The organism is Granulicella sp. WH15, assembly GCF_009914315.1.
Taxonomy (GTDB): domain Bacteria; phylum Acidobacteriota; class Terriglobia; order Terriglobales; family Acidobacteriaceae; genus Edaphobacter.
In genome coordinates, this window is the sequence record NZ_CP042596.1 from 4,562,907 (window position 1) to 4,587,133 (window position 24,227).

Sequence of the window (24,227 nt, forward strand, 5' to 3'; positions counted from 1 at the left end):
CAGATCCGGGCTTTTATTCGTCCCGAAAGAGGAGGCTAAAACTCGGAAAAGGCGCCCCGAAGGACGCCTTTCCGTGTACAGCAAGCCGGTTAGAAGCTGAGCTTGACCGCCAGCTGCAAGGTACGAGCATTGCTCTTGAAGAGCAGCTCCGGATGGTTGAAGGCCGGGTTGCTGACCGACTGGAACTGCGTCGACAGGGCATCGGTCTCGTTGGTATTGACGTTATTCAACGAACCCGGGATGTACTGCGGGTGGTTGAGTGCGTTGAAGGCCTGGGCCTGGAACTCGAACGCGTAGCGATCGGTGATGTTGATACGCTTGCTGACGCTGGCGTCCAAATCGTCGATCGGCCGGATGGAGAGCGAGTTACGAGCCGCGTTGGGCAGGGTTCCTGCTCCCGCCTGGATGTAGTAGGCATTGGGAGTAAGAGCCGTGTAACCAACCAGGTTGGCATCGCACTGGCTTACGCCAGCGCCGCAGTTCGCTGCCAGGGTCGAGCTGTAGACCGGTGCGACACCGGTTCCAACACCTTTGGCTCCGTTGGCGTTGATGAGCGGACGGTCGATGGTTGCAGAGTCGCCGTTGAGGTTCGAGTTGACTCCCGAGAGAGCGGTTGCGTACTCGGGCGACTCATAGACGTAGGTGGGCGAGATGATCCAGTTGCCAGCCAGGTTCTTGAGTGCCCAGTTGGAGTGCTTGAAGTAGGGCAGATCGTACACCGCAGCGATGGTCAGGCGATGGCTGCGATCGAGAGCCGAACGGCTGTAATCCCCGGCGACGTTTTGCGAGTCCTGAGGACGACGGGGGGTAAGCACGGTTGAGAAGGTCGAGGCCGTCGCATCGTCCATCGTCTTGCTGAAGGTGTAAGCAATATTCAGCATGAGACCGTCATGCATACGACGAACAAGGCTGGTCTGAAGACCGTTGTAGTTCGAGCTAGAGTATGGCTGGTACGAAGTGATTGCTCCCGTAAAGCCAGCTGCAGCGTACTGCGGGAGGATGTTAGAACCATTTTCGATGGCCTGGAGATTGTTCGCATTGCCCGCGGTCGGAATGGTGGCATAGTTCTGGCCAGGATCAAGCGGGATTGTGGTAGAGGTGAAGAGCTGGTTCTGTGCAGTCACCTTGGGAGTGATGTTGATCTGATCCTGCGTCGGCAGATGGATGCCGCGGGTTCCAACGTAACGAACCTCAGCGGTGTAGTTAGAGCCAAAGACATGCTGTATACCCAGCGACCAGGTCTCTGCATAGGGCACAAACTGATTGGGCAGATAAGCAGAGGTGGCGGCACGCTGCGCTGCGAGCGTCGGGAAGGTCGCAAGCGTACCGGTCCCGGCCGGAAGTCCGCCGTTGGCCAGGAAGTTAGGATCGCCGGGCTGACCGAAGTTGGTGCCGACGGTGGTGGTGGAAGAGTATTGCGGCGGGAACGAGAGCAGACCCAGGTTATCGAAGAGGACGTCATACGCAACGCCAAAGGCGGCGCGGATGGAGGTCTTATCGTCCGGAGCGTAGTTGATGCCGACGCGCGGAGCGAAGTTGGTCTTCTGAGGCTGGGGCGAGCTGAAGTTAATAAGGCCCGGAACGGAAGCCGCGAGGTTGAGGTTCTGGGTACGTTCACCCACAGGAACGGAGGTGAACTCGTAGCGAACGCCATAGTTCAGCGTCAGGTTCGGGCGGACGCGCCAGGTATCGTTGGCATAACCATAGAGTGCGGTCTGGTCGCCGTAGTAGATGAAGTTACCCGTGGAACGCTGACCGAAGGCCGTCGGAGCAAGATCGTGAAGGTACTCGGTGAGGTAGTCCCACTCGTAATCGCCACGCACGCGCTGGGTGAAGGTCTGAGGCGAGATGTACTTTCTGCCGTCAAAGCCGATCTTGAAGTTGTGGTTGCCCTTCGCGTAGCTGATGTTGTCCGTGAACTGATAGAGGTTCTGAACGGTGGACTGAGGAGCATTTGAGTCCGGACCATAGTTGATGCCGTTCAGATCATAGAAGGTCAGGTTCGGGAAGGAATCCAGGCCAGGATAGGTATAGTTGCCGGACGGAGTGTTGTTGAAGTAGCGGTTGTAACCGACACGAACCTCGTTGGTCAGGTGCGGGGTAAACGTGTGGTATTCGCTGATGGCGATCAGGTGATAGCGGAACGGCAGGGTCTGGAAGAAGACCGGCAGATAGGCCGCGGTATCCTCTGTGCCTTCCGTGTTGTAGATGTAGCGCAGACGAAGGTTGTCCTTCGGGGAGATGTTCCAGTCGCCTGAGGTCGTGAGCGCATCGTAGTTGGTGAAGTACGGCGCATTGACGACGTAGTTGCCCAAGGGGATCTGGGTGGGCGTGCCGGAGCCGTAGACGGTTCCCTCGTTGTTACCGCCAGGATAAGGAGTAATCCCTGCCGGGGTACCATTCGGATAGATGCTGAGGAACTGCCCGCCCGAGGGCTGATTGAAGCAGGCCGAGTCGTTCGTGGCATTCACCTGGTTGGGGGAGGCTGGGGTGTATTGCAGATACTGCTGGACGTTGGTGGAGTTCAGGCCCGGCAGGCTGGCGATCGTGGCCAGACCTGCAGCGGTCGGGGTGCAGATCTGGTACTGGAGGCTCTGGCCCGTGGTGTGGCGCTCGTAGTTGACGAAGAAGAAGAGCTTGTCGTGGAGGATGGGTCCGCCAAGCTGACCGCCATAACGGTTATCGTCGAAGCGCGGGTTGGGCAGGTTCTGACCAGCCGGAAGGTTGATGGCGTTCAGGTTCCGGTTCTGGAAGTACTCGTAGGCGACGCCGTGGAACTTGTTGGTTCCGCTCAGCACGTTGGTGTTGAACTGGCCACCGGAGGAGTGTCCGAACTCGGGAGAGAACTGGTTGGTGATGAGCGAAAACTCGCCAACCGCATCGTTCGGGATGTAGACGAGAGGACCAGTGACACCCTTGTTGTTGTTGTCGATTCCCTCAATGGTGAAGTTGTTGTTGTCGGGACGCTGACCACCGACGGAGGGTCCCACACCGGTTCCGATACCACCCGAGGAGGCAACACCGGGGCTGAGCAGGGAGAGGTTCAGAACACCGAGGCCCACAGTGGCGCTCGGGAGAATGTTCATCTCTGCCGGCTGGAAGGTAGTGGTGAGGTTCGAGGTCGTCGTATCGAGAACAGCACCTGCTTCCGCAGTAACTTCAACGGACGTGCTGGTCGCAATCGAAAGAGCGATGTTTGAGGTCGAGGTCTTGTTCAGGTCAACCGCAATTCCGCGGAGCTTGGTGACCTGGAAGCCAGAGGCAGTAACGACAACGTCATACTTGCCGGCAAGAAGGTTGGACGCGTGATACTCGCCGCTGCCGTTCGTGGAGATCTTGGTGGAGACGTTGGTCGCCTCGTTGGTGACAACAACGGCAGCATTCGGAATAGAAGCGCCGGTCGCATCCTTGACGGTTCCCGCCAGATCACCGCTGGTGATCTGTGCCGCAGCGCCAAGAGGCGCCAGAAGGAGTAGGAACGCAGCCAAGACAGATTTGGGAAAGTACATTTTCATTAGTTGCTCCTTGGCAGCTATAGAGCATTTCTCATGCCATTCTCATAAGGTCTGTGCATTAGTCCTAAGAAACACTGAATCAACGTGTTGTGAATAGTTAGTCAAAATCAAAACCATATCTTTTATATGAAATTCAGGATGGCAAATACATACCAATGGATGACGGATGCAATTTGACATAGAAAAGGACTTCCGTAACGCATTTCGCGCTTCTCTGAATAAAAAAGGTTTCATTCCAGCAAATAATGACAATGAAATGAGTTACGAAAGTAACAGAATACAGCTCTTCTTTTTAGCTGAGCCGCTCGGTGAGCAGGTGATCGGCTACCCGGATGGCGTTCGCGATGATGGTGAGCGACGGATTGACCGCACCGGCCGACGGGAAGAAGCTGGCGTCGACGACGTAGAGGTTGTCGATCTCGTGGGTCTTGCAGTGGATGTCGAGGACGCTGGTGGCCGGGTCCGCGCCCATGCGGCAGGTGCCGTTCTGGTGGCCGACGCCCTCGAGAGGGATGCGCTTCTTGAAGTAAGCGTGCAGAGGCACTGAGCCTTCAGCGTGACCGGCACGCCGGAGCACGTCGAGCCAGCGGGATTGCAGGCGCTTGAACGACTCGACGTTGTTAGGGGTGTAGCTCAGGGTTATCTGGCCGGGAGCGGCTACCGTGGTGGCGGCGGCGAAGTTGTGCGCCGTGAACTCGGACGCTCCGTGGGCTCCGGCGGGGCCGGGCGACTGGACTGGAATCGAGTCTGGAATCGAGCCGGGCGTGGTATTGCGGACCGTAACGCGGTTGTCGGGGTCGGGCAGGTCTTCGGTGGTGAGCCACCACGGAACGGCGTGGTGGCGCATGTTTTCGAGCACCACGCCCGGCGTGAAGAACGGCGCGTCGCCTTGCATCATCTCGGCGTGGAAGCTGCCGATGGGCTGGACCTGGCCGAGTGGAAACTCGTAGGAGCCGTCAGGGTCGCGGAGGTAGAAGTCGTTGGTGCCCCAGGTCTTGGTGTAGCTGTCTTCGTTCTTGTCGTGCAACGAGAGGGCCAGGATGGCGTCGGCCTGGTGGTACATGAAGTTGCGGCCGACCTGATCGGAGGCGTTGGCGAGGCCGTGCGGGTGCTTGTCGTTGGCCGATTGCAGCAGCAGCGCCGCCGAATTGACCGCTCCGGCGCAGACCGCGACGATGCTGCCGGAGTACTGCGCCAGCTCTCCCTTCGGGTCCGCGCCGGGGCCGGAGTGGACAACCTCCACTGCTGCGATCTCCGTGCCCGCGGCATTGGTGATGAGCCGGGTGACGCGCGACTCCGTCATCAGGGTGACGTTGGGCAGATGCATGATCCGGCGGATGCAGTTGATGTCGGAGTCGCTCTTGGCGTGGACGAGACAGGGGTAGCCGTCGCAGGTGTCGCAGCGGACGCAGGGGGAGGCGACCGGGTCGGCCTCGTTGCGCTTGAGGCCGAGCGGAATGGGGAAGGTGCGGACGCCGAGCTTGCGCACGTCCTCCTCGATAGCCTGCATACGCGGCTCGTTGGTGAAGGCCGCGTAGGGGTAGGGCCTGGAGTGGAAGGGCTCGGTAGGATCGAACTCGCTGCCTAACCCGCCGTCCTTGGCCGGTGGATTCGCACCCAGACTGCCATGGACGTGGAAGAGCTCTTCGGCGCGGGTGTAGTAGGGCTCCATGTCCGCATAGCTGATGGGCCAGGCCGGGGAGATGCCGCCCTTGTGGTGCAACACGCCGAAGTCCTCTACGCGCAGGCGGAACATGGCCGCGCCATAGACCTTGGTCTGGCCGCCGACGTAGTAAGCCTGCTGCGGATGCAGCTCACCGCCGTCCTTGTCCAGCCACGTCTCGCGGGTGTGGTAGCGGTTGTCGAGGAAGACGGCCGACGTGTCCCAGTTCAGCCGCTCCTGCGGCAGAAACGGACCGCGTTCCAGCACCAGGATCTTCTTGCCCGCCTGCGCGAGGTGCAGCGCCAGCGTACCGCCGCCAGCCCCGGTTCCGATGATGATCGCGTCGTAGTAAGTAGACATGGGCCGTTAGATGCGAGTGCCGGTTCTCTTACTCAGCCGGACGATGCTCCAGCGGTAAAAAGAGCGTGAAGACGGTACCGTGATGGATGGGGTGGGTGGTGCTGCGGACGTCGAGACGGCCCTGGTGCCGCTCCACGATGCCGGAGGAGATCCAGAGTCCGAGGCCGGTTCCGTTCAGGTCCTTGGTGGTGTAGAAGGGCTCGAAGATGCGCGCGAGCGTCTTCGGCTCCATACCGTGGCCGGTGTCGGCGATGGTGATGCGGATGCCGGACTCTCCCTGCGTGCCCTGGGAGGCATGCGCGCGCAGCACCAGCCTGCCGCCCGCGCGCATGGCGTCGATGGCGTTGGCGATCAGGTTATTGAGCACCTGGCGGATGTCGTTTTCAAAGCAGAGGATGGGGACCTCAGTGTCGTAGCGCGCGTCCACCTTGATGCCGGAGTTGGCGAGCCTCCCCTGATAGAGGTCGAGCACCGCGCCGACCAGCTCGCCAGCGGTAACGGGAGTGGGAGCGATGGCCTGACGGTGGAAGCGCAGGGTCTGGGTCGCGATCTGGGAGACGCGCGAGAGCTCGGACTGCGCCATACGGATGTAGACCTGATTGTCGGGCGAGAGGTCCGGCGCCAGGCCGATCAGGTAGAGCAGGTTGGTAACGGCCTCGAGCGGGTTGTTGATCTCGTGCGAGATGGAGCTGGCCAGACGACCCACTGCGGCGAGCTTCTCGCTCTGGATGAGGGCAGCCTCGGAGCGGCGCTGGTTGGTGATCTCGACTGCCGCCGTCGAAATGGCCTCGATCGCGCCCGAGGGGCCGTAGACCGGGTAATAGTTGACGGTCCAGGCTCGGCGCTCCGCGTGGCGGTCCGAGCTTCCTGCCGATCGGCTCTCCCCTCGACCGACAGGAAGCTCACCTTCGAGCAGGTGATCCTTGACCGGAATCCCCAGGGCCACCTGGTGGAAGAGGTCGATCAGTCCGGGGATGGGCATGACCTCCGAGATCGTCCGGCCGATGACCTCGCTCTCGGTCAGGCCCAGGTTCTCGGCCTCGCGCTCGTTGATACGCAGGTAGCGGAACTCGGCGGGGTCGATGAGCGAGAGGCCGATGGGCGCGGTGCGGTAGACGGTCTCAAGCTGCAGCCGCTTGCGCTCGGTCTCCTGCTGCTCGGCCCGCAACGCCTCGGCGGCGGTCTTCATATCGTGGGTCTCCTGGCCGACGCCCAGCCAGGAGGTGATGACACCGGATTCGTCGCGAACCGGCAGCGCGCGCAGGTTCCACCAGCGGTAGCTGCGGTCGGAGACGCGGCGCAGGCGCGCCTCCACGTCGAAGTGGTCGCCGGTGCTGACCGCGCGGGTCCAGGCATCAATCGTAGCCGTGCGGTCCCGGGCGTCGAGGACGTCCGGCCAGCCCCGGCCCTCCAGCTCCTTCAGCGTAAGGCCGAGGTAGTCGAGCAGCCCCTGGTTGGCGTAGATGATCGCACCCTCGGGACTGCCCGCCCAGAGCGCCTGCGGGTTCAGGTCGGCCAGGACGCGATAACGCTGCTCGCTGGCGGCGAGTGCCTCCTCATTGTGCTTGCGCTCGGTGATATCGGAGAAGAAGAGGAGGATGCCGTCTTCAAACGGCCGGGCCTGCACCTTGAGCCAGTGGTTGAACGGCGCAGGGTGGAAGACCTCGAACTCGGTCGCGACGCGCTGTTCCATGGTGACGCGGCAGGCGACTCCGCAGGAGGCCTGCATGTAGCCGGGAAAAAGATCGAAGAGGTTGAGGCCGAGGATGGAGTCGTGCAACAGCAGCTCCCGGGCGCGTCGGTTGGCAAAGGAGAAGAGCCAGTTGTGGTCGATGAGGGCGATGCCGTCGGGAGTTGCCTCGAAGACCTGCCAGAGCTGGTGGCTCGAAGTCTCGAGCCGCCGGTGCTCGGGCGGCTGCGGCCCGGATTCCTGTTCCGGCTCCTGCCTCAACTCCTGATAGTGCAGCAGCAAACCATTTTCGTGGCGCTGTATAAGCACGCTAAACCATTGGCGGGAAGGCCGGTCGAGATACTCGAACGACCGCGACGGGCCATCCGCGAGGACTTCGTGGCAGGCTGCCTCAAAATGGGCTCCGAAGGCCGTTTCTGCACTCTCCGGCAAGAGATGACCAAGACGATGTGCCGCCTGGTTCGCATAGGTGAGGCGTAAGTTGCTGTCCAGACAAAGGATAGGATTGGGAATAAGGTCGAGCAGGGCTTTGGAAGCCGGGCGCGGGGCATCGCCGGAGAGATGAAGACCGGAAGACGGGTTTGGCGGCGCAGTTCGAATCATGGGGAGTCGCGACAGGCCCAGCTTTCTTTTTGTGACCAGTCTAACGGTTGCCGGTTCTTCCGTGCACAGTTTCGCGGCGAGATTCCCGCCGTCGTACCGGCTTTAGCTGCCAAGGAACTGCTCTCTTCCCCCGCAATCGCTACGCTTGAGTCTCCACCTTCGCCCGCAGCCTCGCCAACTCCTGCTCGAGCCGCACTACAACGGCTTCAAGCTCCGCCACCCGAGCCTCGAGCCCGCCGGAACTCGGCCTCGTCTCGGAGCCAGGCTGTTCGGTCGAAATCGCCGGAACGCCGCCAAGCAGGTGCATCCACCGTGAGGCACTGGAGCCAGGCTGGCGCGGCAGAACCACGACCAGCGGACCCTCGGTCGAGAACCGAAAATCAGGGTCCTCAGCCGCTGGACGAGCCGCCATGCGGTCGAGCGTAGCCTGCACTGCAGGTAGATCGTCGAAGGTAAACATCCGGTCGGAGCGGCCGCGCAGCTCGCCTGGGGTCTGCGGTCCTCGCAGCAGGAGCAGGCAAAGAACGGCCGTCTCATCCCGGCGCAGATTCAGCACCGTGCGGATGCGATGCTCGAACTTGGGCACCCGCGCATCGCGCGTGGGCATTACCAGCGACGCCTCTTCGAGAATGTGGAGCGACTGCCGCACCTCCTCCTCGGTCAGCTCCATCACCGGCTCGCGGCTGCTGCGCTGGTTGCACGCCGCGATCAGGGAGTTCAAGGAGAGAGGATAGTTTTCCGGGGTGGTCATCTCCTTCTCCATCAAGGAGCCGAGGACGCGGAGCGTGGTTGGATCGAGCAGCATGGTGCAAGACTGCCACAACCAAAAAACAATTGCCACAATCCCCAAATTTGCTGCAATTCAGGTGCAATCCAACGTTACAAAGTGGTTGCTCGTGTAATTTATTTGTCACAACGGGCAGAGATAAAGATATCTCTCGATAGAATCGATGAAGTGAATGAGAAATATCAATTGCCATTTCATCGTGGCAATATGTTCACAAACGATTGGCTGGGGTGAGGATGAAGCTTTTTAGCCGTAGCAAAATGATGGCAGCGGCAACGGTGGCAACGCTGCTGATCGGCTCGGGAGGATCGACCAGGATTGCTCGCGCCGAGGAGACCACGGTTGCGGCGACAACGAGCGATGCGGAGATTCTCGCGGGCGCGGGCGCGCGGTATCGCCTGCGGCTGCACCACCTGCACACCGGCGAGGATATCGACATTGTCTACCGGGTCGGCGACCAGTACGTTCCCGGCGCGCTGGAGGCGCTGGATTACTTCCTCCGCGATCACCGCACGGACGACGCCAGCCGCTACGACCCGAAGGAGTTCGACGTCCTGCACTCCGTGATGGAGAAGCTGCACAAGCCGAACGGCATCATTGATATCGTCTGCGGCTACCGCACGCCGTGGAGCAACAACTTCCTGCGGGCACGGTCTGCGAATACGGGTGTTGCCGAGCACAGCCAGCACGTGCTGGCCAAGGCGATCGACATCCGCGTTCCCGGCATTCAGACTCGCACTCTACGTGATGCGGCGCTTTCGCTCCACGAGGGCGGCGTGGGCTACTACCCCGTGTCGCAGTTTGTGCATGTGGATGTAGGTCCGGTTCGGGAGTGGTCGTTTGGCCGCGTCGCCCGCGTCCGGCGCTCCCACCGTCTCAGCCGCGGCGACTAGCTGCCGACCGGCGGGAGACCCTCAGGAGCTGATCCTGCCCATACCGTTCATACCGTTCCGAGAACCGCACGAAGTGCAGCCCGCCCGGCGTAAGGGCGCTTTAAACAAAGATGGGGTGGCCGAGCAGATTGCTCGGCCACCCATCTTTTTGCAGCTCGTAAACTTACTGACCAGCCTCGATACGTGGCGTGATGACACCGACGTTATCGACACCAGCCTGCTTGCCGAAGTCGATGACCTCAGCGATCTTGGCGTAGTCGAGATCCTTGTCACCCTTGACGAACATGACCTTTTCCTGACGGCTCGCGAAGATCTCAGCCAGCTTCGGCTCAAGCGCGGACTTGGCAAAAGAGTCATCGTTGATCTTGTACCCAGGCTCGCCACCGCCATTCGAGATCACCTGCACAACGATCGTACGGGTGTTCTCTACGTCCTGCGTCTTGTTCTTTGGCGGCTGGGGAACCAGCGCCTCGAGGCCCCTCGGGGTAACCGGCACGATGACCATGAAGATGATCAACAGCACCAGAAGAACGTCGATCAGCGGAGTAACATTAATCTCCGATACTGCTCCGCCTGTACCGCCTCCACCCATTCCCATAATGAACCTCCTGAATTCCTGTGATTCCTCTGTTTTCGGGCGCATGAGGCCCGGATGAAACTAAAAGTTACTGACCGGTTCTCTCGGTGAGCAAGCCAAGCTGGCTGACGCCGGCAGCGCGGACACCATCGATCGTATCCATCACCTTGCCGTAGTTGGCGCGAACGTCGGCGCGCAGGAAGACTTCCTTGGCGTCCGTAGCTCCCTTGTTCTCGAGCAGTGCCGAAATCTTGGGACCCAGATCATCAATCTGAACCTGGTTAGCGCCGAGGAAGGTCTTGCCATCGCGGGTAACGGCGACGGTGATTGCGTCTTCCTTGTTGGCGTCTTCCATGACGATCGCCGCATCAGCCTTCGGCAGATCGACGTTTACCTTGTTATTGAGCATGGGAGTGATCACCATGAAGATGATCAACAGCACCAGCATCACGTCGACCATCGGCGTTACGTTGATGCTGGAGTTTACCTTCTTACCTTCTGCCCGAACTGCCTGTGCCATGTGCGCGAACTCCGTCCGGGTTATCCGGAATCAATAGAGCTAAAGAGATATCGTTGAGCCGGTGCAAGTGCTATGCGGGCGGCTGGCCGGTGCCGAAGCTCCGGCCAGCCACCCCGCAGTTTAGCGGTGGCTCTGCTTGATGAAGTAGTCGACCAGCTCGGAGGAGGAGTTGTCCATCTCGACGTCGAAGGCCTCAACCTTGTTGGTGAAGAAGTTGAAGGTCATAACGGCCGGGATAGCGACGATCAGACCGAAGGCGGTCGTGACGAGAGCTTCCGAGATACCGCCGGCGACCTGACCGATACCCGAGGACTTCGAAGCCGCGATGGACTGGAAGGCGTTGAGAATACCGATAACGGTGCCGAGCAGACCGATGAACGGCGCGGTGGAACCGATGGTGGCCAGGCTGCCGAGACCGCGCTTCAGCTTGGAGTGAACGATGGCCTCAGAGCGCTCGAGGGCGCGCTGCGAGCTCTCGATCTGGGTCTCGGAGATGTTGCCGCCCGAACCGAAGCTGCGGAACTCCTGCAGACCGGCGGTGACAACCTCGGCGAGGTGCGACTTCTTGTTGCGATCGGCGATCTTGATCGCCTCGTCCAGCTTGCCTTCCTTCAGCGCACCGGCAACCTTGGGCGCGAACTCACGCGACTGCGAACGCGCTGCCGAGAAGTACAGGTAGCGGTCGATGATGACGGCCAGCGACCAGATCGACATGATGAACAGGATGATGACGATGGCGCGCGGAATCCAGCTCATGCTGCCCCACATACCGAGCAGCGAGAAGCTGGCTGCCTCCTGGAAGAGGGCGAGAGAGGCGGGAACATGAGCGAGGGTGGTTGCGAGATGAGCGAGAATCACTTGGGTCTTTCCTCCGAAATCAGAATCGTTCGTTGAACTCTGTGTCTCGATGTTCCATCTGCTGCGCGGAGCATCGAGGCGTTTACGGGTCGTTGTGACACTCCCTACCTACATAACACCAGGGAGTTCAACAAAATCGCGGTCCAGCCCAGGACAGTAGGACTTGGGCTGGACCTAAGAGGTTAGTCGCCGCCGCCGAAGTTGAAGTTTACCTGAACCGTGGTATCGACCTCGGTGGGCTCTCCATTCAGAAGATACGGCTTGTACCGCCACTGCTTGACGGCATCGATCGCCGCCGCCTGCAACATCTGGGGTCCGCTGATGACGGTCAGATTCTCGATGGTTCCCTGCTTGGAGATGATAGCGTGCAGGGTGACCGTGCCGGAGACGTGAGCAGCCTTGGCGATCGGAGGATAGACCGGGGTTGTCTTCTGGATGATGGAACCCTGCATGACACCGCCCGAGATGCGGGCCGGTCCCTTGGGCTTCTCAGGAGCGGCGCGGACCACCGGGGTCGGGGCCGTGCCGAGCAGGCCGCCCATGCCACCCGGGACGCCATTGCCCGAACCGGCACCCATGCCGGACATACCGGCAACACCGGCAACCTGCGGCGGAGGCGCAGCTTCTTCCTTCACCATCTCAATCTTCTTGGGGATCTTGGTGGGCGCGTGCAGACCGGCGTCAATCTCCGACACCATCTTAATCGGCTTGACCACCTGGGCCGGCGGTGGCGGCGGCGGTGGGGGTGGAGGCGGTGGCGGCGCGGTAAGCATCGCCGTCATGGCCGTCTTCGGCAGCGCCTCGGGATAGAGGAGCGGAATCAGAATCAAGACCGCCACAATTGCGGCGTTGAGTGCGAACGTACCGATCATCCAGTACTTCGACTTGGTCTTGAGCTTATCGCCGGAGTCGATCAGAGAATCTTCAAACATGGCAGCCTCGAGAGGTAGAGCAGAGAGTCTGTTGACGCGCGGAGCGCTTCTGATGGTTAGACACCGAGGACTCAGGATATGTTCCCGGGTTCCCTATGGGGACTGTGGAAGCCTGTGGAAAACCTAAGCTTCGGCAAATCTTGGCTGAGCTTTGAAGAGAGCGTAACACGGAAAGTCTCGTATCGGGAAGAGCCTGCACGAGATAAGTAGTGAGCCCGTTGAGTGCCTTGTTCCGAATCGCCACCGATTCGGGAGTTATACGCGACCACAAACGCGTTTCTCATTACCAATTCCGCGTGGTTCATTCTCGATCATTTATTGTTAGCGGTATGAGGAGCTGCAACCGACGTGGAGTATGGGCCTGGCTACTCTGCGCCCTGCTGTTTTGGCTTACAGCAAATCCGCCGCACTGCGACCTTTGTGATGGAATTTCCATCACAGCCGCCTCGTTGCACCAGCCCTCCCTCAAGCATTACTCTCCGGCTGTACCTGATAGGTGTAACGGCATCTGCACCTGTTGCGGCTTCTACGGACTGCCCAATGCCGGACTGGCTCTTGTTCCCGTGAATCCCGCATTCGCCGATCTTGTGCTGGAATCACCTCGTCCCGCGTTCGCGCCTCATTCCACAATATTCCGACCACCCCGTGTGACAGCCTCCTAGCTCACCTTCTTCCGCGTCTCTGGCGCGGATCGAATCAGTTTTGAACTTGGAGACTTACCATGCGTATACAGACGTGCACGCTCATAGGAGCGTATGCCCTTATATTGTGCTGCCAATCCGCCCTCGGGCAGATAGCTCAGAACGATCCTCTTACCCATCCAGCAAAATCTTCCAAAGATGACGACAGTACCGTGGCGATCATGGAAGTAGGTGCTTCCACGAACTGGAACTTCAATGGAGGCGCGGCTACGTTCGCACCCAACTTGGCGGTCGAGTGTACCCCCATCGAGGACTGGCTCGAACTTGAGGCGGGCGTTTCACCGTTCTACACGCGTAATTCCACAGAATGGGACACGGATTTTCTGTTCAAGAAACCGTGGGACATCTCTAAAAAAGCCGAGTTTATGCTGGGCGTAGGACCGCAATGGACTCACTTAAAACAAGGCGGCAAAGTGAGAGATTCCTTCTCTGCGGAGTTGGCGGGAGACTTCATGTTCTGGCCAACGGGAAAGCATCGCTTCGGATGGTATCTGGAACCTGCATATGACTACAGCTTCGCTGGCGGTCATGTGCAATCGATTGGCATGTCTGCGGGCCTACTGATCGGTATTCGATGAATATATGGGCTTTGAGTATCGTTGCCCTCCGGATCACGATGAACTTGGAGTCTGCAGTTTCAAACTGACCCGCTACTGACGAGATAGGGCAATATCTTGCAAAAGTATTCAGGAGCGAAAGCGTACACAAACAGCAAAGGCCACCCACATTTCCGTGGGTGGCCTTTGCTATTTGCGATCAGGAGAAACTAAGCGCGGGCGCGTCCGGCGGGCAGGGTCGCCGCCTTGGCCTGCTGGTTCTTGCGAGAGCGCCAGTCCTGCCACGCCACCAGCATCGGCGCGGCCACCGCGATGGAGGAGTAGGTTCCGATGAGGATACCGACCACCAGCGCGAAGGAGAAGCCGTGTAGCACCTCGCCGCCGAAGACGAAGAGCGAGAGCACTGTGAGGAACGTAAGGCCCGAGGAGAGCACTGTACGGCTGAGGGTCTGGTTGATCGAGCGGTTCACGATCGTCGCCAGATCCTCGCGGCGGCTGAGCGCCAGGTTCTCGCGGATGCGGTCGAAGACGACGACCGTGTCGTTCATCGAGTATCCGATCAGCGTCAGGATGGCCGCGATCACCGTCAGGGTCAGCTCCTGGTTGGTCAGCGAGAAGGCGCCAATGGTGATGAGCGTGTCGTGGAAGACTGCAACCACGGCCGCAACACCGTAGATCAGCTCGAAGCGGAACCAGAGGTAGAGCAACATTCCCAGCAGCGAGTAGAGCGTTGCATAGATGGCCTGCTTCTGGAGCTGCTTGCCCGCCGTGGGGCCGACGATGTCTTCCTGCAGGATGGTGAAGCCACTGTCGTGATAGTTGGCGCTCAGCGCGTTCTGCACCGCGGCGCGGCCCTGGTCGTGGTTGGTGTCGGTGGCCGAGTTGATCGGCAGCGCGATGATGACCTCGTTCGAGACCTGCGAGACGCCGTTCGAGATGCGCTGGATGCGGAAGTCCTTGACGCCCGCGTGGTCCATCGCCGAGCGCACGTGGTCTTCGTTCGGAACCTGGTCGAACTTGACGGTGATCTGCGTGCCGCCCTTGAAGTCGACGCCCTTGGGGATGCCGTGCCAGAAGAGCATCGAGAGAAGGCCGGCGACGGAGAAGATCAGCGAGAAGCCGAGGAAGTACCACTTCTTGCCAAGCCAGTCGATATTGGTGCTACGGAACAGTTCCACTTGTATAAGCCTCAGAAAACAGAAGTCTAGTAAGAGCTTTTAGATCGACAGCTCGGCGCCGCGCGGGTTGTTCTTCAGGTGCGAGTCGAAGATGACGCGGGAGACGAAGACCGAGGTAACGATATTGGCCAGCAGACCGAAGGTCAGGGTAACGGCGAATCCGCGTACCGGGCCGGTTCCGAAGAGGAACAGGATGGCAGCCGAGACGATCGTAGTCACGTGCGTGTCGATGATGGTGACCAACGCGTGCGCGAAGCCGCCCTGCACGGCGGCGGCGGCGGACTTGCCCGCGCGCAGTTCTTCACGGATGCGCTCGAAGATCAGCACGTTCGAGTCGACGCCCATACCGATCGTTAGAATCACACCGGCAATTCCAGGCAGGGTCAAGGTGGCGTGGGTGAAGCCGAGGAAGCCGAGCAGGATGACCAGGTTCAGCACCAGGGCCAGGTCGGCGTTGATGCCCGCGCCGCGGTAGTAGATGAGCATGAAGACCATGACCGCGGCCATGCCGAAGACGGCCGCCATGATGCCCTGGTGGATGCTCGCGGCCCCCAGCGACGGCCCGACGGTGCGGGTCTCGAGGTAGGAGATCGAAGCAGGCAGCGCGCCCGTGCGCAGCATCAGCGAGAGATCCTCGGCCTGCTGCTGGGTGAAGGCTCCGGTAATCTCGCCCGAGTCACGGATGGCCGACTGGATGGACGCAACTTCCTTCACCGAGTTATCGAGCACGATGGCCATTGCGCCGGGGGTGGAGCTGCCCTGCTTGTGCTCGTCGGTGTACTTGTAGAACCGCTCACCGGCCTCGGTGGTCAGGTTGAAGTGAATATTGGGGCGACCGTTGATGTCCTGCGAGGGCTGGGCGTCGCGGAAGTCGATACCCTCGACCTCGGCCGCGCGCTTCAGCAGGTAGACCATCGGCGGCGCACCGGCGGAGCCTTCGCCCTTCATCAGCACCGAATCCGGGGGAATCGTTCCGCCGAGACCGGCCAGGGCCTCGGTCTCGCTGGCCCAGGGGCCGCGAGGATCGACCGCGTGAATCGCCAGCTTAGCGGTCGACTGGATGATCTCCTCGACGCGGGCGGGATCGTCGACGCCGGGTAGCTCGACCAGGATCTGGTTATCGCCCAGGCCGTACTTCTGGATGATCGGCTCGGAGACGCCGAGCTTGTCGATGCGCTCGCGGATCGTCTCGATGGAGGTGTCGAGCGTGCGGCTCTCAAGGTCGGTGATGGCCGACGGCTTCATGGTCAGCTTGAAGCTGCCGTCCGGCTGGCTGGCGACATCGTAGCTGGCGTAGTTCGGCCCGTTGAGCAGGGTGCGCAGAGCGCTGGCCTGTCCCACCGCCACGCCGGTAATCGTCAGCGACTCCGGGTGCGCCGGATCGAGCTTGGCAGGCGTCGCGCCCGCGATTCCGGCTCCGGGCATATCGCTCTCAAGCTGCTGCACCGTGCGATCGGTCGTCGAGCCGACGGCCTCGGCCACATGCACCGCGAGCACCAGGTGGGTGCCGCCCTTCAGGTCGAGACCCAGGTGGATGCGGTCGGCGATCGACTGCTTCAGGCTGCCGTGCGGGATGCCGATGATGCCGTAGGTGAAGAACAGCAGGACCGCAAGGATGATTGCCGTTTTGGTGCCGAGATTCTTGCCCATAATGTTTGCCGTCTGCCTGGGGCGACCGAGCCGCTGCTGGCCTCGCCGTCGCCGGACTTCCGTTCTCTTCCTTCATCTGCCCCGGCTGCTGGCCGAGGTCAGTTTTGATCTGGTGACGCTATCTCTTTGCTACTTCGCTTCTTCGTCGGTGGTTACGCTGGCGATGGCGCTCTTGACGAACTCGAGCTTCACATTATCCGGCGCGATGCGGAGCAGGACGGTATCGTCCTTGACCTGCAGGACGACTCCGCGGATGCCGCCCGAGGTGGTGACACGGTCGCCGCTCTTGAGTCCGTCGAGCATCGCCTGCCACTGTTTTTGCTTCTTCTGATTCGGGGCGATCATCAGGAAGTACATGGCCACGAAGAAGAGCAGCAATATGGGAATGCCGCCGAACCCGCCCAACAGGCCGCCGCCGCTGCTTTGAAGCCAGATTGCCAACACGCTCACAGCACTCATACCGATCAGGCCACCCGCTTGAGGTTCTGCGGGTGTTGCCGCACAACTAAAGGTCGCACTACTGCACTACTTATAGTCCAGGTCGATTTCGAAGGAGTTCGAAGTCGAAGCTCAGGATTGGGGCTGGAGGCACGTTTGAGGCGCGGCTCCTCACCTGCAATCTAGATTGCTCAGTGGTTAAGCATCGCGTACAGGCTGGAGTGTGTCAAGGAAACAAGCGCGGCGAGCAAAAACGGACAGAAGACGGCGGCGGATAAACGAAAAGGTAAAAATCACGGGGGGGTCTGGAGGTCGTTGCCTTTACGCGAAGCGTCGAGTACCGCACGAAGTGCCGCCCGCCCGGCGTGAGGGCGTCTTTAATCTTTCATCAAAAAAGATTTCAAAGAGCAAAGCACCTCTCCCCTCCCCTCTGGTCCGTGCCGATCTTTTGCTCCTTACCCACTCCGTCGCCCTCCTGTTTTGCGCCACTTAGCGATCCGCATTTCACATAGTGAAATTTTCGACGACCCTGAAAAACCTCGCCTAAAGTCGCCCATAAAACTTTAAAAATGGGCAGGAAATTTAAATCAAATAAAAAGATTGACAATCGTATGCTCGCTGGTTTAAGTTGGTTTTGGCAACTCTAACCCTTAGGAGAAAACATCATGCGCTCAACGATCCTGGCTACCCTCATCCTGGCCCCCGCTCTGCTCCATGCACAGGCCTCGCAGGCCGCCGGTAACGGCTCGCAGGATCGCGCGAATGCTCCCTACGCGCTAGCCTCGGCCTCTGCCCCTGCCTCCCCCGCCGCTGACATCAAGACCGGCAAGTCCAGCATCCGCGTCAGCACCGGCGTCATCCAGCCGACGCTCATCCAGCGCGCCGACATCAGCTACAGCCCGCGCGACCTGAGCCTGAACCCTGACGACAACAAAGTCGTCGTCGGAATGCTCGTCGACGAGCAGGGTCACACCAAGGACGTCAGCATCGTCAAGTCCGTCAACCCGGTCATCGACGGCCGCGTCCTCGAGGCAGTTCGCCAGTTCCGCTTCGAGCCCGCCCGCCTCGACTCGCAGATCATCCCCGTCCGCGTCAACCTGTCGATCCAGCTCGAGCGCTAAGCCCTCCACACGCAAAGCCCGCGGCCAAAACCGCGGGCTTTGCTGTTTAACAACAAAAGCTAAAGGCGCCCTAACGCCGGGCGGGCGGTACTTCGTACGGTTCTCGGGACGGTATGGGCAGGATCAGCCTCTGAGGGCCTCCCGTTGGTCGGCAGCGAGCTTTATTGCGGTTCTCGGACTCGTTGCATCGTGTCCAAATAAAAAGCTAGGTTGTGGATTGAGTTCAGCGTCCCGGACAACGGCTCTCCCGACGAAAACAGGTGCCGCAGGTACGCCCGCGTATACCGCTGGCACACCATGCAGCCGCAGTTCTCATCAATCGGTCCCTGATCCTCCGCGTACTCGCGCTTCTTAATGTTCAGCCGCTCAATCGACCCATCCGTCAGTCGAGTAAACAGCAGCCCATGCCGCGCCGACCGCGTGGGCAGCACGCAGTCCATCATGTCGACGCCCATTCCGGCGTACTCCTCGATCTCCTCCGGGTAGCCGACGCCCATCACGTAGCGCGGCTTGTCCTTCGGCAGGAACTCCAGCGTGCGGGCGATCATCTCTCGGGTCACCTCACGCGGCTCGCCCACGGCCAGCCCGCCGATGGCGTAGCCGGGCAGGTCCATCTCCACCAACCGCTCGGCCGACTCGCGCCGCAGGTCGGGGTACATGCCGCCCTGCACGATGCCGAAGAGGCTCTGCGTCTGTCCGCCCAGCTCCTCGTGCCACGGAACGCGGTGTTTGTTGGCTTCGAAGTGCGCCTTCGACCGAGCGGCCCAGGCATGGGTCAGCCCCATGGAATCGCGGGTGCGCTCGTGGCTGGCCGGGTGCTCGACGCACTCGTCGAAGACCATGATGATGTCCGCGCCGAGGGCGATCTGAACCTCAATGGAGTGCTCGGGCGAGAAGAAGTGCTTACTGCCGTCGAGGTGCGAGCGGAACTCGACGCCCTCGGGCGTAATCTTGCGCAGCTTGCTGAGCGAGAAGACCTGGAAGCCGCCGGAGTCGGTGAGCATGGGGCGATTCCAGCTCATGAAGCGGTGGACGCCGCCCATGCGCCGGATCAGCTCGTGGCCGGGGCGCAGGTAGAGGTGGTAGGTGTTGGCGAGGATGATCTGTGCGCCCGCGTCGTCGCGGCCCAGGTGTTCGAGGACGTCCTGCGGGACTGCCTTGACCGTGGCGGCGGTGCCGACCGGCATGAAGACCGGCGTCTCGACGGTTCCGTGGGGCAGGGTAAGCGTGGCGCGGCGGAGGCCGGAGTCGGTGGTGCGGTGAAGCTGAAAAGTAAGCGGCATCCTCTTCTGATTGTAAAGAAATACGCGAAGCGTCCAATACCCCACGAAGTGGCGCCCGTCCGGCGTGAGGACGCTTTTGCCGTTGCTACTTGGCCAGGGCCAGCGCTACTGCCTGCTCGAACGGCAGGTCGTCCGGCAGATGCTTGAAGCCGCTATGCTCCGAGTGCTGCTTCTTGGCGATTGCCTTGAAGAAGATGGCGCGGCCGGTGATATCCGTGTCCAGACTGGCGGTCTTCCAGTCGCTGCCCTCCACGCGGTCGCGAGTAGTCGCAAAGCTGCTGCCGGACTTGATCGTCGCGATCAGCCCGAAGCCCAGCAGCACATCCTGCGAGAGCCTGCCTTCAATCATGTGCAGCCGCGCCGTGGCTTCTTCCACCGTAATGGTCCCCGACATGGAGGCCAGCACGCGATCCTCCATCGACTGCGGCGAGTACGCCGGATCGGGCCGGAAGCGCAGCTTCAGGTACGGCCCCTCGCGCGCGGGCGAGTCAAAGAGAAAGGCCTTCGGCAGCAGTTGCAGCATCTGCTTGGCGCGGGTCTCATCGTTCTTCAGCGCCTGCTCCCGCTTCTGGAAGGCGTCGGGATGCGCGCCGATCTCGACGATGCGGGCACGCTCGGCTGCCGCACGCTCGGGGCTCAGGGGCTTGCCGTCCTCGGCGATCAGGTAGCGGATACGCCCCAGCTTGGTCTCGACGACGCGCTCCGTCCACAGGTGCCCGTCGGTGCGGTCCGAGCGTTCGGTGGAAAGATAAAGATAACGGCCACGGTGCAGAGCATCCTCATCCTCATGCACGATCAACGCCGTCAGCATCGGCTTGGCGTCGTACACGGCTTGAGCCGAAGCAGCAGATGGCAGGAGCGCCAGAGAGATGCCGGTGAGAAGAACAAGACTTGAAACAGAGTACCGGCGTTTGATCTGCATAGGAAGGTAGATGCTAACCAACAGACCTTAAGACTAGGTGAATCGCAAAAGGTTGGAATCCCGCCCCTTGGCGCGGGCGGAGGCCGATGCTATCCTCACTGCACCCATCAGCACTCAGCCTGTTTCTTTCGCAGAAAGGCACTCATGTCGGTCCTGCCCGTAGCCGCAGATCAGGACGCCGTCGCCGCCCGCGCCCTGCGCAAGGCCACCCTGCGCCTGATCCCTCTGATCGCCCTGGGCTACGGCACGGCCTACATGGACCGGGTCAACATCAGCTTCGCCGCCCTGCAGATGAACCGCGACCTGCACTTCAGCGCCTCAGTCTACGGGCTGGGCGCGGGGCTGTTCTTCCTCAGCTACGCGGCGCTCGAGATCCCCTCGAACCTGGCGCTCTACCGCTTCGGCGCACGGCGCTGGCTGGCCCGCATCATGATTACCTGGGGCGTGCTCGCCATCGGCATGGCGCTGGTCCGGACGCCGTGGCAGTTCTACACCATGCGCTTCCTGCTGGGCATGGCGGAGGCGGGCTTCTTCCCCGGCGTCATCTTCTACCTGACGCAGTGGTTCCCGGCGCACCTGCGCGCCCGCGCCGTCAGCCGATTCTACGTCGCCATGCCGCTCAGCTCGGTGGTCATGGGAGCCATCGCGGGCGGGCTGCTGCATCTGAACGGGCGGCTCGGACTCGCGGGCTGGCAATGGCTCTTTCTCGTGGAGGGCCTCCCGGCGATCGTGCTCAGCGTGGTTTTCCTCTTCTTCATCCCCGACGGCCCCGCCGACGCCGCGTGGCTGACCGAGGAGGAGAGAGCCTCGATCCTAGGCGCACTGGAAGAGGACCGCCTCCGAGAGGCCGGGCACGACACCCACAGTATCGGCACCGCGCTGCTCGACTGGCGCGTCTGGCTGATGAGCGCCGTCTTCCTGCTGGAGCTGGGCAGCAACTACGCCTACACCCTCTCGGCCCCGGCCATCCTGACCGAGGCCACCCACGCCAGCGCCACCGTGGTCGGCTGGCTGCTCTCGGCGATGAACCTCGTCGGCGCGGCCTGCATGATCTTCAACGCCATCCACTCCGACCGCACGCGCGAGCGGTACTGGCACGTCATCGTGCCCTTTCTCCTCATGGCCGTGGGCTTCGCCTGCGGCGGTCTGGCGACAAAGCCGTGGCTGGTCGTGCCCGCGCTGGCCCTGACTGTCTTCACCTACTCGGGCATTCAGGGGCCGCTGTGGGCGATCCCCGGCGGCTTCCTCAAGGGGCGCTCGGCTGCGGCGGGTATTGCGACCATCAACATGATCGGGATGCTTGGCGGATTTATCGGCCCGGCGTGGATGGGCGTCTCGAAAGATGCCACCGGCAGCTACCGCACCGGGCTGGCCGCGCTGACGGTTCCCTGCCTCATCGGCGCAGGGCTGATTCTTTACCTGCGCCGCACTGCACAGTCGCCCGGATAAAAGGCTTGTCCTGCCGGACGGGCCCGCTGCGCGCGGGGCGGGCGTTTACACGCCTTTTTACTGCTTCGCGTGGCCCTTCCGTTGGTCGGGATCAACATTCGGTCAATGACGGACTGAGATTTTTCTCAGGTCGCCAAAGATCGCGTGCAGATCGACCCCTTCTGTTTGGTTGCTTCCCAATGCAAAGTAAAGCCGCCGATAAAGCCCAAACAACTCCTCATAGATCGACGCCTCAAACGGCTCCGGCAGAAAGATCTTCTCCTTCAGGCAGAGCTTCGCCTGAGCCTCCTCCACGCTCTTGAACTCGCCGATCGCCAGCATGGCAAAGATCCCTGAGCCCAGACTGGTCGGGATGCCGTCCGGCACCACCACCGGCTTGTTCAGCACGTTGGCATAGACCTGGTTGAGCGCCTGATTGTGCTGCGGGATGCCGCCGCCGTTGATGACGCGCTGGACCGGAACGCCGTACTCGGCCATACGCTCAAGGATGATGCGCGTGTGGAAGGCCGTGCCCTCGATGGCGGCGAAGAACTCATCCGCCGCGGTGTGCAGCAGCGTCCAGCCCAGCGTGACGCCAGCCAGATCGGCGTCGACCAGCACCGTGCGGTCGCCGTTATCCCAGCTCAGCCGCAGCAGCCCGGTCTGCCCGGCCTTGAAGCCAGCGGTCTGGGCGGAAAGCTCCTTCACCGTCGTGCCCGCGCGCTTGGCGATGGCCTCAAAGATATCGCCTACAGCCGAAAGACCGGCCTCGACGCCGGTGTAGTACGGATGCACCGAGCCGGGGACCACCCCGCAGACGCCCGGCACCAGATTCACCTCGGGCTGCATCGCGATGATGCACGTCGAGGTGCCGATGACGTTGACGACGTCGCCCTGACGGCAGCCCGCGCCGATGGCGTCCCAATGCGCGTCAAACGCGCCGACGGGAATGGGAATCCCTGCCTTGAGGCCCATCTTCGCAGCCCATTCGGGGGAAAGATGCCCGGCCAGATGGTCCGAGGTGAGGAACTCGCCGGACATCTTCTCGACTACACCGTCGAAGAGCGGGTCCACCTTGCTCAAAAAAGCCTGCGGCGGGTAGCCGCCCCACTTCGGGTTCCAGAGCCACTTGTGCCCCATCGCGCAGACGCTGCGCTTGACTAGCTTCGGGTCGGTGATGCCCGAGAGCGTCGCCGCCACCATGTCGCAGTGCTCGAAGGCGCTGGCGAACTGGCCGCGCTTCTCAGGATTATTCCGCAGCCAGTGCAGCAGCTTGGCGAATCCCCACTCGTGCGAGTAGACGCCGCCGCACCAGTCGATGGCCTCGATGCCCTCGGCGTGGGCCAGCGCGGTGATCTTGTGGGCCTCGTGCTTGGCGCGGTGGTCGCACCACAGGTAGTACTCGTTCAGCGGCTGCATGTGCGCATCAACGGGGATGACGCTCGACCCGGTGGTGTCGAGCGCGATGGCGCGGACGTCGTCTCCGGCCACGCCGGTCTGTGCGAGCGCCGCGTGCATGGCCTGCGCGAGCGAGACCATGTGGTCCTCGTGCGACTGCGTGGCGAGGTCGTGGTCGGAGGTGCTGCGGTGCAGCGGGTAAGCCGCGACGGCGGTGCCGAGGGGGCCGCGCTCGCTGTCGAGCAGGGTTACGCGTACGCTGAGGGTGCCGAAGTCTACGCCTGCGACAATTGCCATTCCATTCGCTCCAGAGAGATCCGTTCCATCCTATCCGGCGGCTCTGGAGCTTGTCTCGCTATTCATAGATAAAAAAATACTTTCACGCGCAGCGTCCAAAACCCCACGAAGTGGCGCCCGCCCGGCGTTAGGGCGCTTTTGCTGTTGCCTCTAAACAATGCAGAAGCAGATTCCTCCGCTTCGCTCCTGAATGACAACCAAGAAAACAAGCGACGGCAACGACAAAAATGCTCACAGCCGACCAACGGCTAGGCAATAAGGTCTGTGGCCACCTTCGTCTCAACCGGGGCCAACACCTCGGCCAGCAGCCGGACCACCCGAGCAATCGGCAGCCCCACCACATTGCCGTAATCGCCCTCGATTCGAGGAATCCACCGGGCCGCATACCCCTGGATCGCATACGCCCCAGCCTTGTCGAGCGGCTCGCCGCCATCCACATACTCGCGGATCTCGGCCTCCGTCATCAGGTTGAAGGTCACCTGCGTGATCTCCACATCGGCCACCGTGCGGAGCGCCGAAACCGCAGCCACGCCGGTCATCACCGCATGGGTCCGACCGGAGAGCATCGTCAGCATCCGCACCGCGTCCGCGCCCGAGGTCGGCTTGCCTAGCACCCGGTCGTCGAGCACCACACAGGTATCGGCGGCCAGCACCAGCGGAGGCTCCAGATTGGAGGCGTGCAGCTTGTACACCGCCTGCGCCTTCTCGATGGCCAGCCGCTGCACATACGCGGCAGCCGCCTCATTGGGCAGCGGGGTCTCGTCGATATCGGCGGGCTCGACGATGTAGTCGAGTCCGGCCTGGGTCAGCAGTTCACGGCGGCGTGGCGAGGCGGAGGCAAGAATCAGCATGACTG

19 protein-coding genes are annotated in these 24,227 nt (G+C 61.5%); 4 read left to right on the forward strand and 15 right to left on the reverse strand.

What is annotated here, in order from left to right:
- Positions 1–89 precede the first annotated feature (89 nt).
- The 4 genes from FTO74_RS18860 to FTO74_RS18875 all read right to left on the reverse strand — a co-directional run bounded on the left by FTO74_RS18860 (position 90) and on the right by FTO74_RS18875 (position 8,636).
- On the reverse strand, positions 90–3,515 hold the full coding sequence (locus tag FTO74_RS18860; RefSeq protein WP_255462392.1) for a carboxypeptidase regulatory-like domain-containing protein: 3,426 nt from the start codon (positions 3,513–3,515) through the stop codon (positions 90–92).
- A 292-nt stretch (positions 3,516–3,807) separates the two neighbouring features.
- Positions 3,808–5,538, reverse strand: a complete 1,731-nt coding sequence (locus tag FTO74_RS18865; protein WP_162539520.1) for a GMC family oxidoreductase — start codon at positions 5,536–5,538, stop codon at positions 3,808–3,810.
- 28 nt (positions 5,539–5,566) lie between these two features.
- Entirely contained in the window at positions 5,567–7,831 is a 2,265-nt protein-coding gene (locus FTO74_RS18870; RefSeq protein WP_162539521.1) for a PAS domain-containing sensor histidine kinase, read from the reverse strand.
- 139 nt (positions 7,832–7,970) lie between these two features.
- Entirely contained in the window at positions 7,971–8,636 is a 666-nt protein-coding gene (locus FTO74_RS18875; protein ID WP_162539522.1) for a YceH family protein, read from the reverse strand.
- 242 nt (positions 8,637–8,878) lie between these two features.
- Between FTO74_RS18875 and FTO74_RS18880 the strand changes: the two genes are divergently transcribed.
- Positions 8,879–9,511, forward strand: a complete 633-nt coding sequence (locus FTO74_RS18880; RefSeq protein ID WP_162539523.1) for a DUF882 domain-containing protein — start codon at positions 8,879–8,881, stop codon at positions 9,509–9,511.
- 163 nt (positions 9,512–9,674) lie between these two features.
- Here the strand turns inward: FTO74_RS18880 and FTO74_RS18885 are convergent, their stop codons facing one another.
- From FTO74_RS18885 to FTO74_RS18900, 4 genes are all read right to left on the reverse strand, one after another.
- The gene (locus tag FTO74_RS18885; RefSeq protein ID WP_162539524.1) at positions 9,675–10,109 is read right to left on the reverse strand and encodes a biopolymer transporter ExbD; all 435 of its coding nucleotides are present in this window, start codon (positions 10,107–10,109) and stop codon (positions 9,675–9,677) included.
- A gap of 67 nt (positions 10,110–10,176) precedes the next feature.
- Positions 10,177–10,608: an ExbD/TolR family protein gene (locus FTO74_RS18890; RefSeq protein WP_162539525.1), complete on the reverse strand. Its 432-nt coding sequence runs from the start codon at positions 10,606–10,608 to the stop codon at positions 10,177–10,179.
- Between the two features lie 120 nt (positions 10,609–10,728).
- The gene (locus tag FTO74_RS18895; RefSeq protein ID WP_162539526.1) at positions 10,729–11,466 is read right to left on the reverse strand and encodes a MotA/TolQ/ExbB proton channel family protein; all 738 of its coding nucleotides are present in this window, start codon (positions 11,464–11,466) and stop codon (positions 10,729–10,731) included.
- Between the two features lie 182 nt (positions 11,467–11,648).
- Complete coding sequence (locus FTO74_RS18900) at positions 11,649–12,398, reverse strand: energy transducer TonB (RefSeq protein ID WP_162539527.1); 750 nt, start codon at positions 12,396–12,398, stop codon at positions 11,649–11,651.
- Between the two features lie 721 nt (positions 12,399–13,119).
- Here FTO74_RS18900 and FTO74_RS18905 point away from each other — a divergent pair.
- Positions 13,120–13,677, forward strand: coding sequence for a hypothetical protein (locus FTO74_RS18905; protein WP_162539528.1), 558 nt, complete (start codon positions 13,120–13,122; stop codon positions 13,675–13,677).
- Positions 13,678–13,865: 188 nt separating this feature from the next.
- Here FTO74_RS18905 and secF read toward each other — a convergent pair whose 3' ends face one another.
- The 3 genes from secF to yajC all read right to left on the reverse strand — a co-directional run bounded on the left by secF (position 13,866) and on the right by yajC (position 16,943).
- Complete coding sequence (secF, locus tag FTO74_RS18910; RefSeq protein ID WP_162539529.1) at positions 13,866–14,834, reverse strand: protein translocase subunit SecF; 969 nt, start codon at positions 14,832–14,834, stop codon at positions 13,866–13,868.
- A gap of 39 nt (positions 14,835–14,873) precedes the next feature.
- Positions 14,874–16,484, reverse strand: coding sequence for a protein translocase subunit SecD (gene secD / locus FTO74_RS18915; RefSeq protein ID WP_162539530.1), 1,611 nt, complete (start codon positions 16,482–16,484; stop codon positions 14,874–14,876).
- Between the two features lie 129 nt (positions 16,485–16,613).
- On the reverse strand, positions 16,614–16,943 hold the full coding sequence (yajC, locus tag FTO74_RS18920) for a preprotein translocase subunit YajC (RefSeq protein WP_174242243.1): 330 nt from the start codon (positions 16,941–16,943) through the stop codon (positions 16,614–16,616).
- A gap of 644 nt (positions 16,944–17,587) precedes the next feature.
- Between yajC and FTO74_RS18925 the strand changes: the two genes are divergently transcribed.
- Positions 17,588–18,043 (forward strand): TonB family protein, encoded by a 456-nt coding sequence (locus FTO74_RS18925; protein WP_162539531.1) that lies wholly within the window; start codon positions 17,588–17,590, stop codon positions 18,041–18,043.
- A gap of 161 nt (positions 18,044–18,204) precedes the next feature.
- Here the strand turns inward: FTO74_RS18925 and tgt are convergent, their stop codons facing one another.
- Positions 18,205–19,326, reverse strand: coding sequence for a tRNA guanosine(34) transglycosylase Tgt (gene tgt / locus FTO74_RS18930; RefSeq protein WP_162539532.1), 1,122 nt, complete (start codon positions 19,324–19,326; stop codon positions 18,205–18,207).
- An 85-nt stretch (positions 19,327–19,411) separates the two neighbouring features.
- Positions 19,412–20,248 (reverse strand): hypothetical protein, encoded by an 837-nt coding sequence (locus FTO74_RS18935; RefSeq protein WP_162539533.1) that lies wholly within the window; start codon positions 20,246–20,248, stop codon positions 19,412–19,414.
- Between the two features lie 144 nt (positions 20,249–20,392).
- On the opposite strand from FTO74_RS18935, the gene FTO74_RS18940 reads away from it, so the two are divergent.
- Positions 20,393–21,697, forward strand: a complete 1,305-nt coding sequence (locus FTO74_RS18940) for an MFS transporter (protein WP_162539534.1) — start codon at positions 20,393–20,395, stop codon at positions 21,695–21,697.
- Positions 21,698–21,799: 102 nt separating this feature from the next.
- Here FTO74_RS18940 and FTO74_RS18945 read toward each other — a convergent pair whose 3' ends face one another.
- Together FTO74_RS18945 and FTO74_RS18950 are read right to left on the reverse strand one after the other, a co-directional pair.
- Positions 21,800–23,371 carry a ribulokinase gene (locus FTO74_RS18945; protein WP_162539535.1) on the reverse strand — a complete coding sequence of 524 codons (1,572 nt, stop codon included), beginning with the start codon at positions 23,369–23,371 and terminating at the stop codon, positions 21,800–21,802.
- Positions 23,372–23,619: 248 nt separating this feature from the next.
- Positions 23,620–24,222, reverse strand: a complete 603-nt coding sequence (locus tag FTO74_RS18950; protein WP_162539536.1) for a Maf family protein — start codon at positions 24,220–24,222, stop codon at positions 23,620–23,622.
- Between the last annotated feature and the right edge of the window lie 5 nt (positions 24,223–24,227).

Bases quoted from the DNA above. Each gene is read 5' to 3' on its own strand.
- FTO74_RS18860 (WP_255462392.1), bottom strand. From the start codon at position 3,515: ATGAAAATGTACTTTCCCAAATCTGTCTTGGCTGCGTTCCTACTCCTT.
- FTO74_RS18865 (WP_162539520.1), bottom strand. From the start codon at position 5,538: ATGTCTACTTACTACGACGCGATCATCATCGGAACCGGGGCTGGCGGC.
- FTO74_RS18870 (WP_162539521.1), bottom strand. From the start codon at position 7,831: ATGATTCGAACTGCGCCGCCAAACCCGTCTTCCGGTCTTCATCTCTCC.
- FTO74_RS18875 (WP_162539522.1), bottom strand. From the start codon at position 8,636: ATGCTGCTCGATCCAACCACGCTCCGCGTCCTCGGCTCCTTGATGGAG.
- FTO74_RS18880 (WP_162539523.1), top strand. From the start codon at position 8,879: ATGATGGCAGCGGCAACGGTGGCAACGCTGCTGATCGGCTCGGGAGGA.
- FTO74_RS18885 (WP_162539524.1), bottom strand. From the start codon at position 10,109: ATGGGAATGGGTGGAGGCGGTACAGGCGGAGCAGTATCGGAGATTAAT.
- FTO74_RS18890 (WP_162539525.1), bottom strand. From the start codon at position 10,608: ATGGCACAGGCAGTTCGGGCAGAAGGTAAGAAGGTAAACTCCAGCATC.
- FTO74_RS18900 (WP_162539527.1), bottom strand. From the start codon at position 12,398: ATGTTTGAAGATTCTCTGATCGACTCCGGCGATAAGCTCAAGACCAAG.
- FTO74_RS18905 (WP_162539528.1), top strand. From the start codon at position 13,120: ATGCGTATACAGACGTGCACGCTCATAGGAGCGTATGCCCTTATATTG.
- secD (WP_162539530.1), bottom strand. From the start codon at position 16,484: ATGGGCAAGAATCTCGGCACCAAAACGGCAATCATCCTTGCGGTCCTG.
- yajC (WP_174242243.1), bottom strand. From the start codon at position 16,943: ATGAGTGCTGTGAGCGTGTTGGCAATCTGGCTTCAAAGCAGCGGCGGC.
- FTO74_RS18925 (WP_162539531.1), top strand. From the start codon at position 17,588: ATGCGCTCAACGATCCTGGCTACCCTCATCCTGGCCCCCGCTCTGCTC.
- tgt (WP_162539532.1), bottom strand. From the start codon at position 19,326: ATGCCGCTTACTTTTCAGCTTCACCGCACCACCGACTCCGGCCTCCGC.
- FTO74_RS18935 (WP_162539533.1), bottom strand. From the start codon at position 20,248: ATGCAGATCAAACGCCGGTACTCTGTTTCAAGTCTTGTTCTTCTCACC.
- FTO74_RS18940 (WP_162539534.1), top strand. From the start codon at position 20,393: ATGTCGGTCCTGCCCGTAGCCGCAGATCAGGACGCCGTCGCCGCCCGC.
- FTO74_RS18945 (WP_162539535.1), bottom strand. From the start codon at position 23,371: ATGGCAATTGTCGCAGGCGTAGACTTCGGCACCCTCAGCGTACGCGTA.
- FTO74_RS18950 (WP_162539536.1), bottom strand. From the start codon at position 24,222: ATGCTGATTCTTGCCTCCGCCTCGCCACGCCGCCGTGAACTGCTGACC.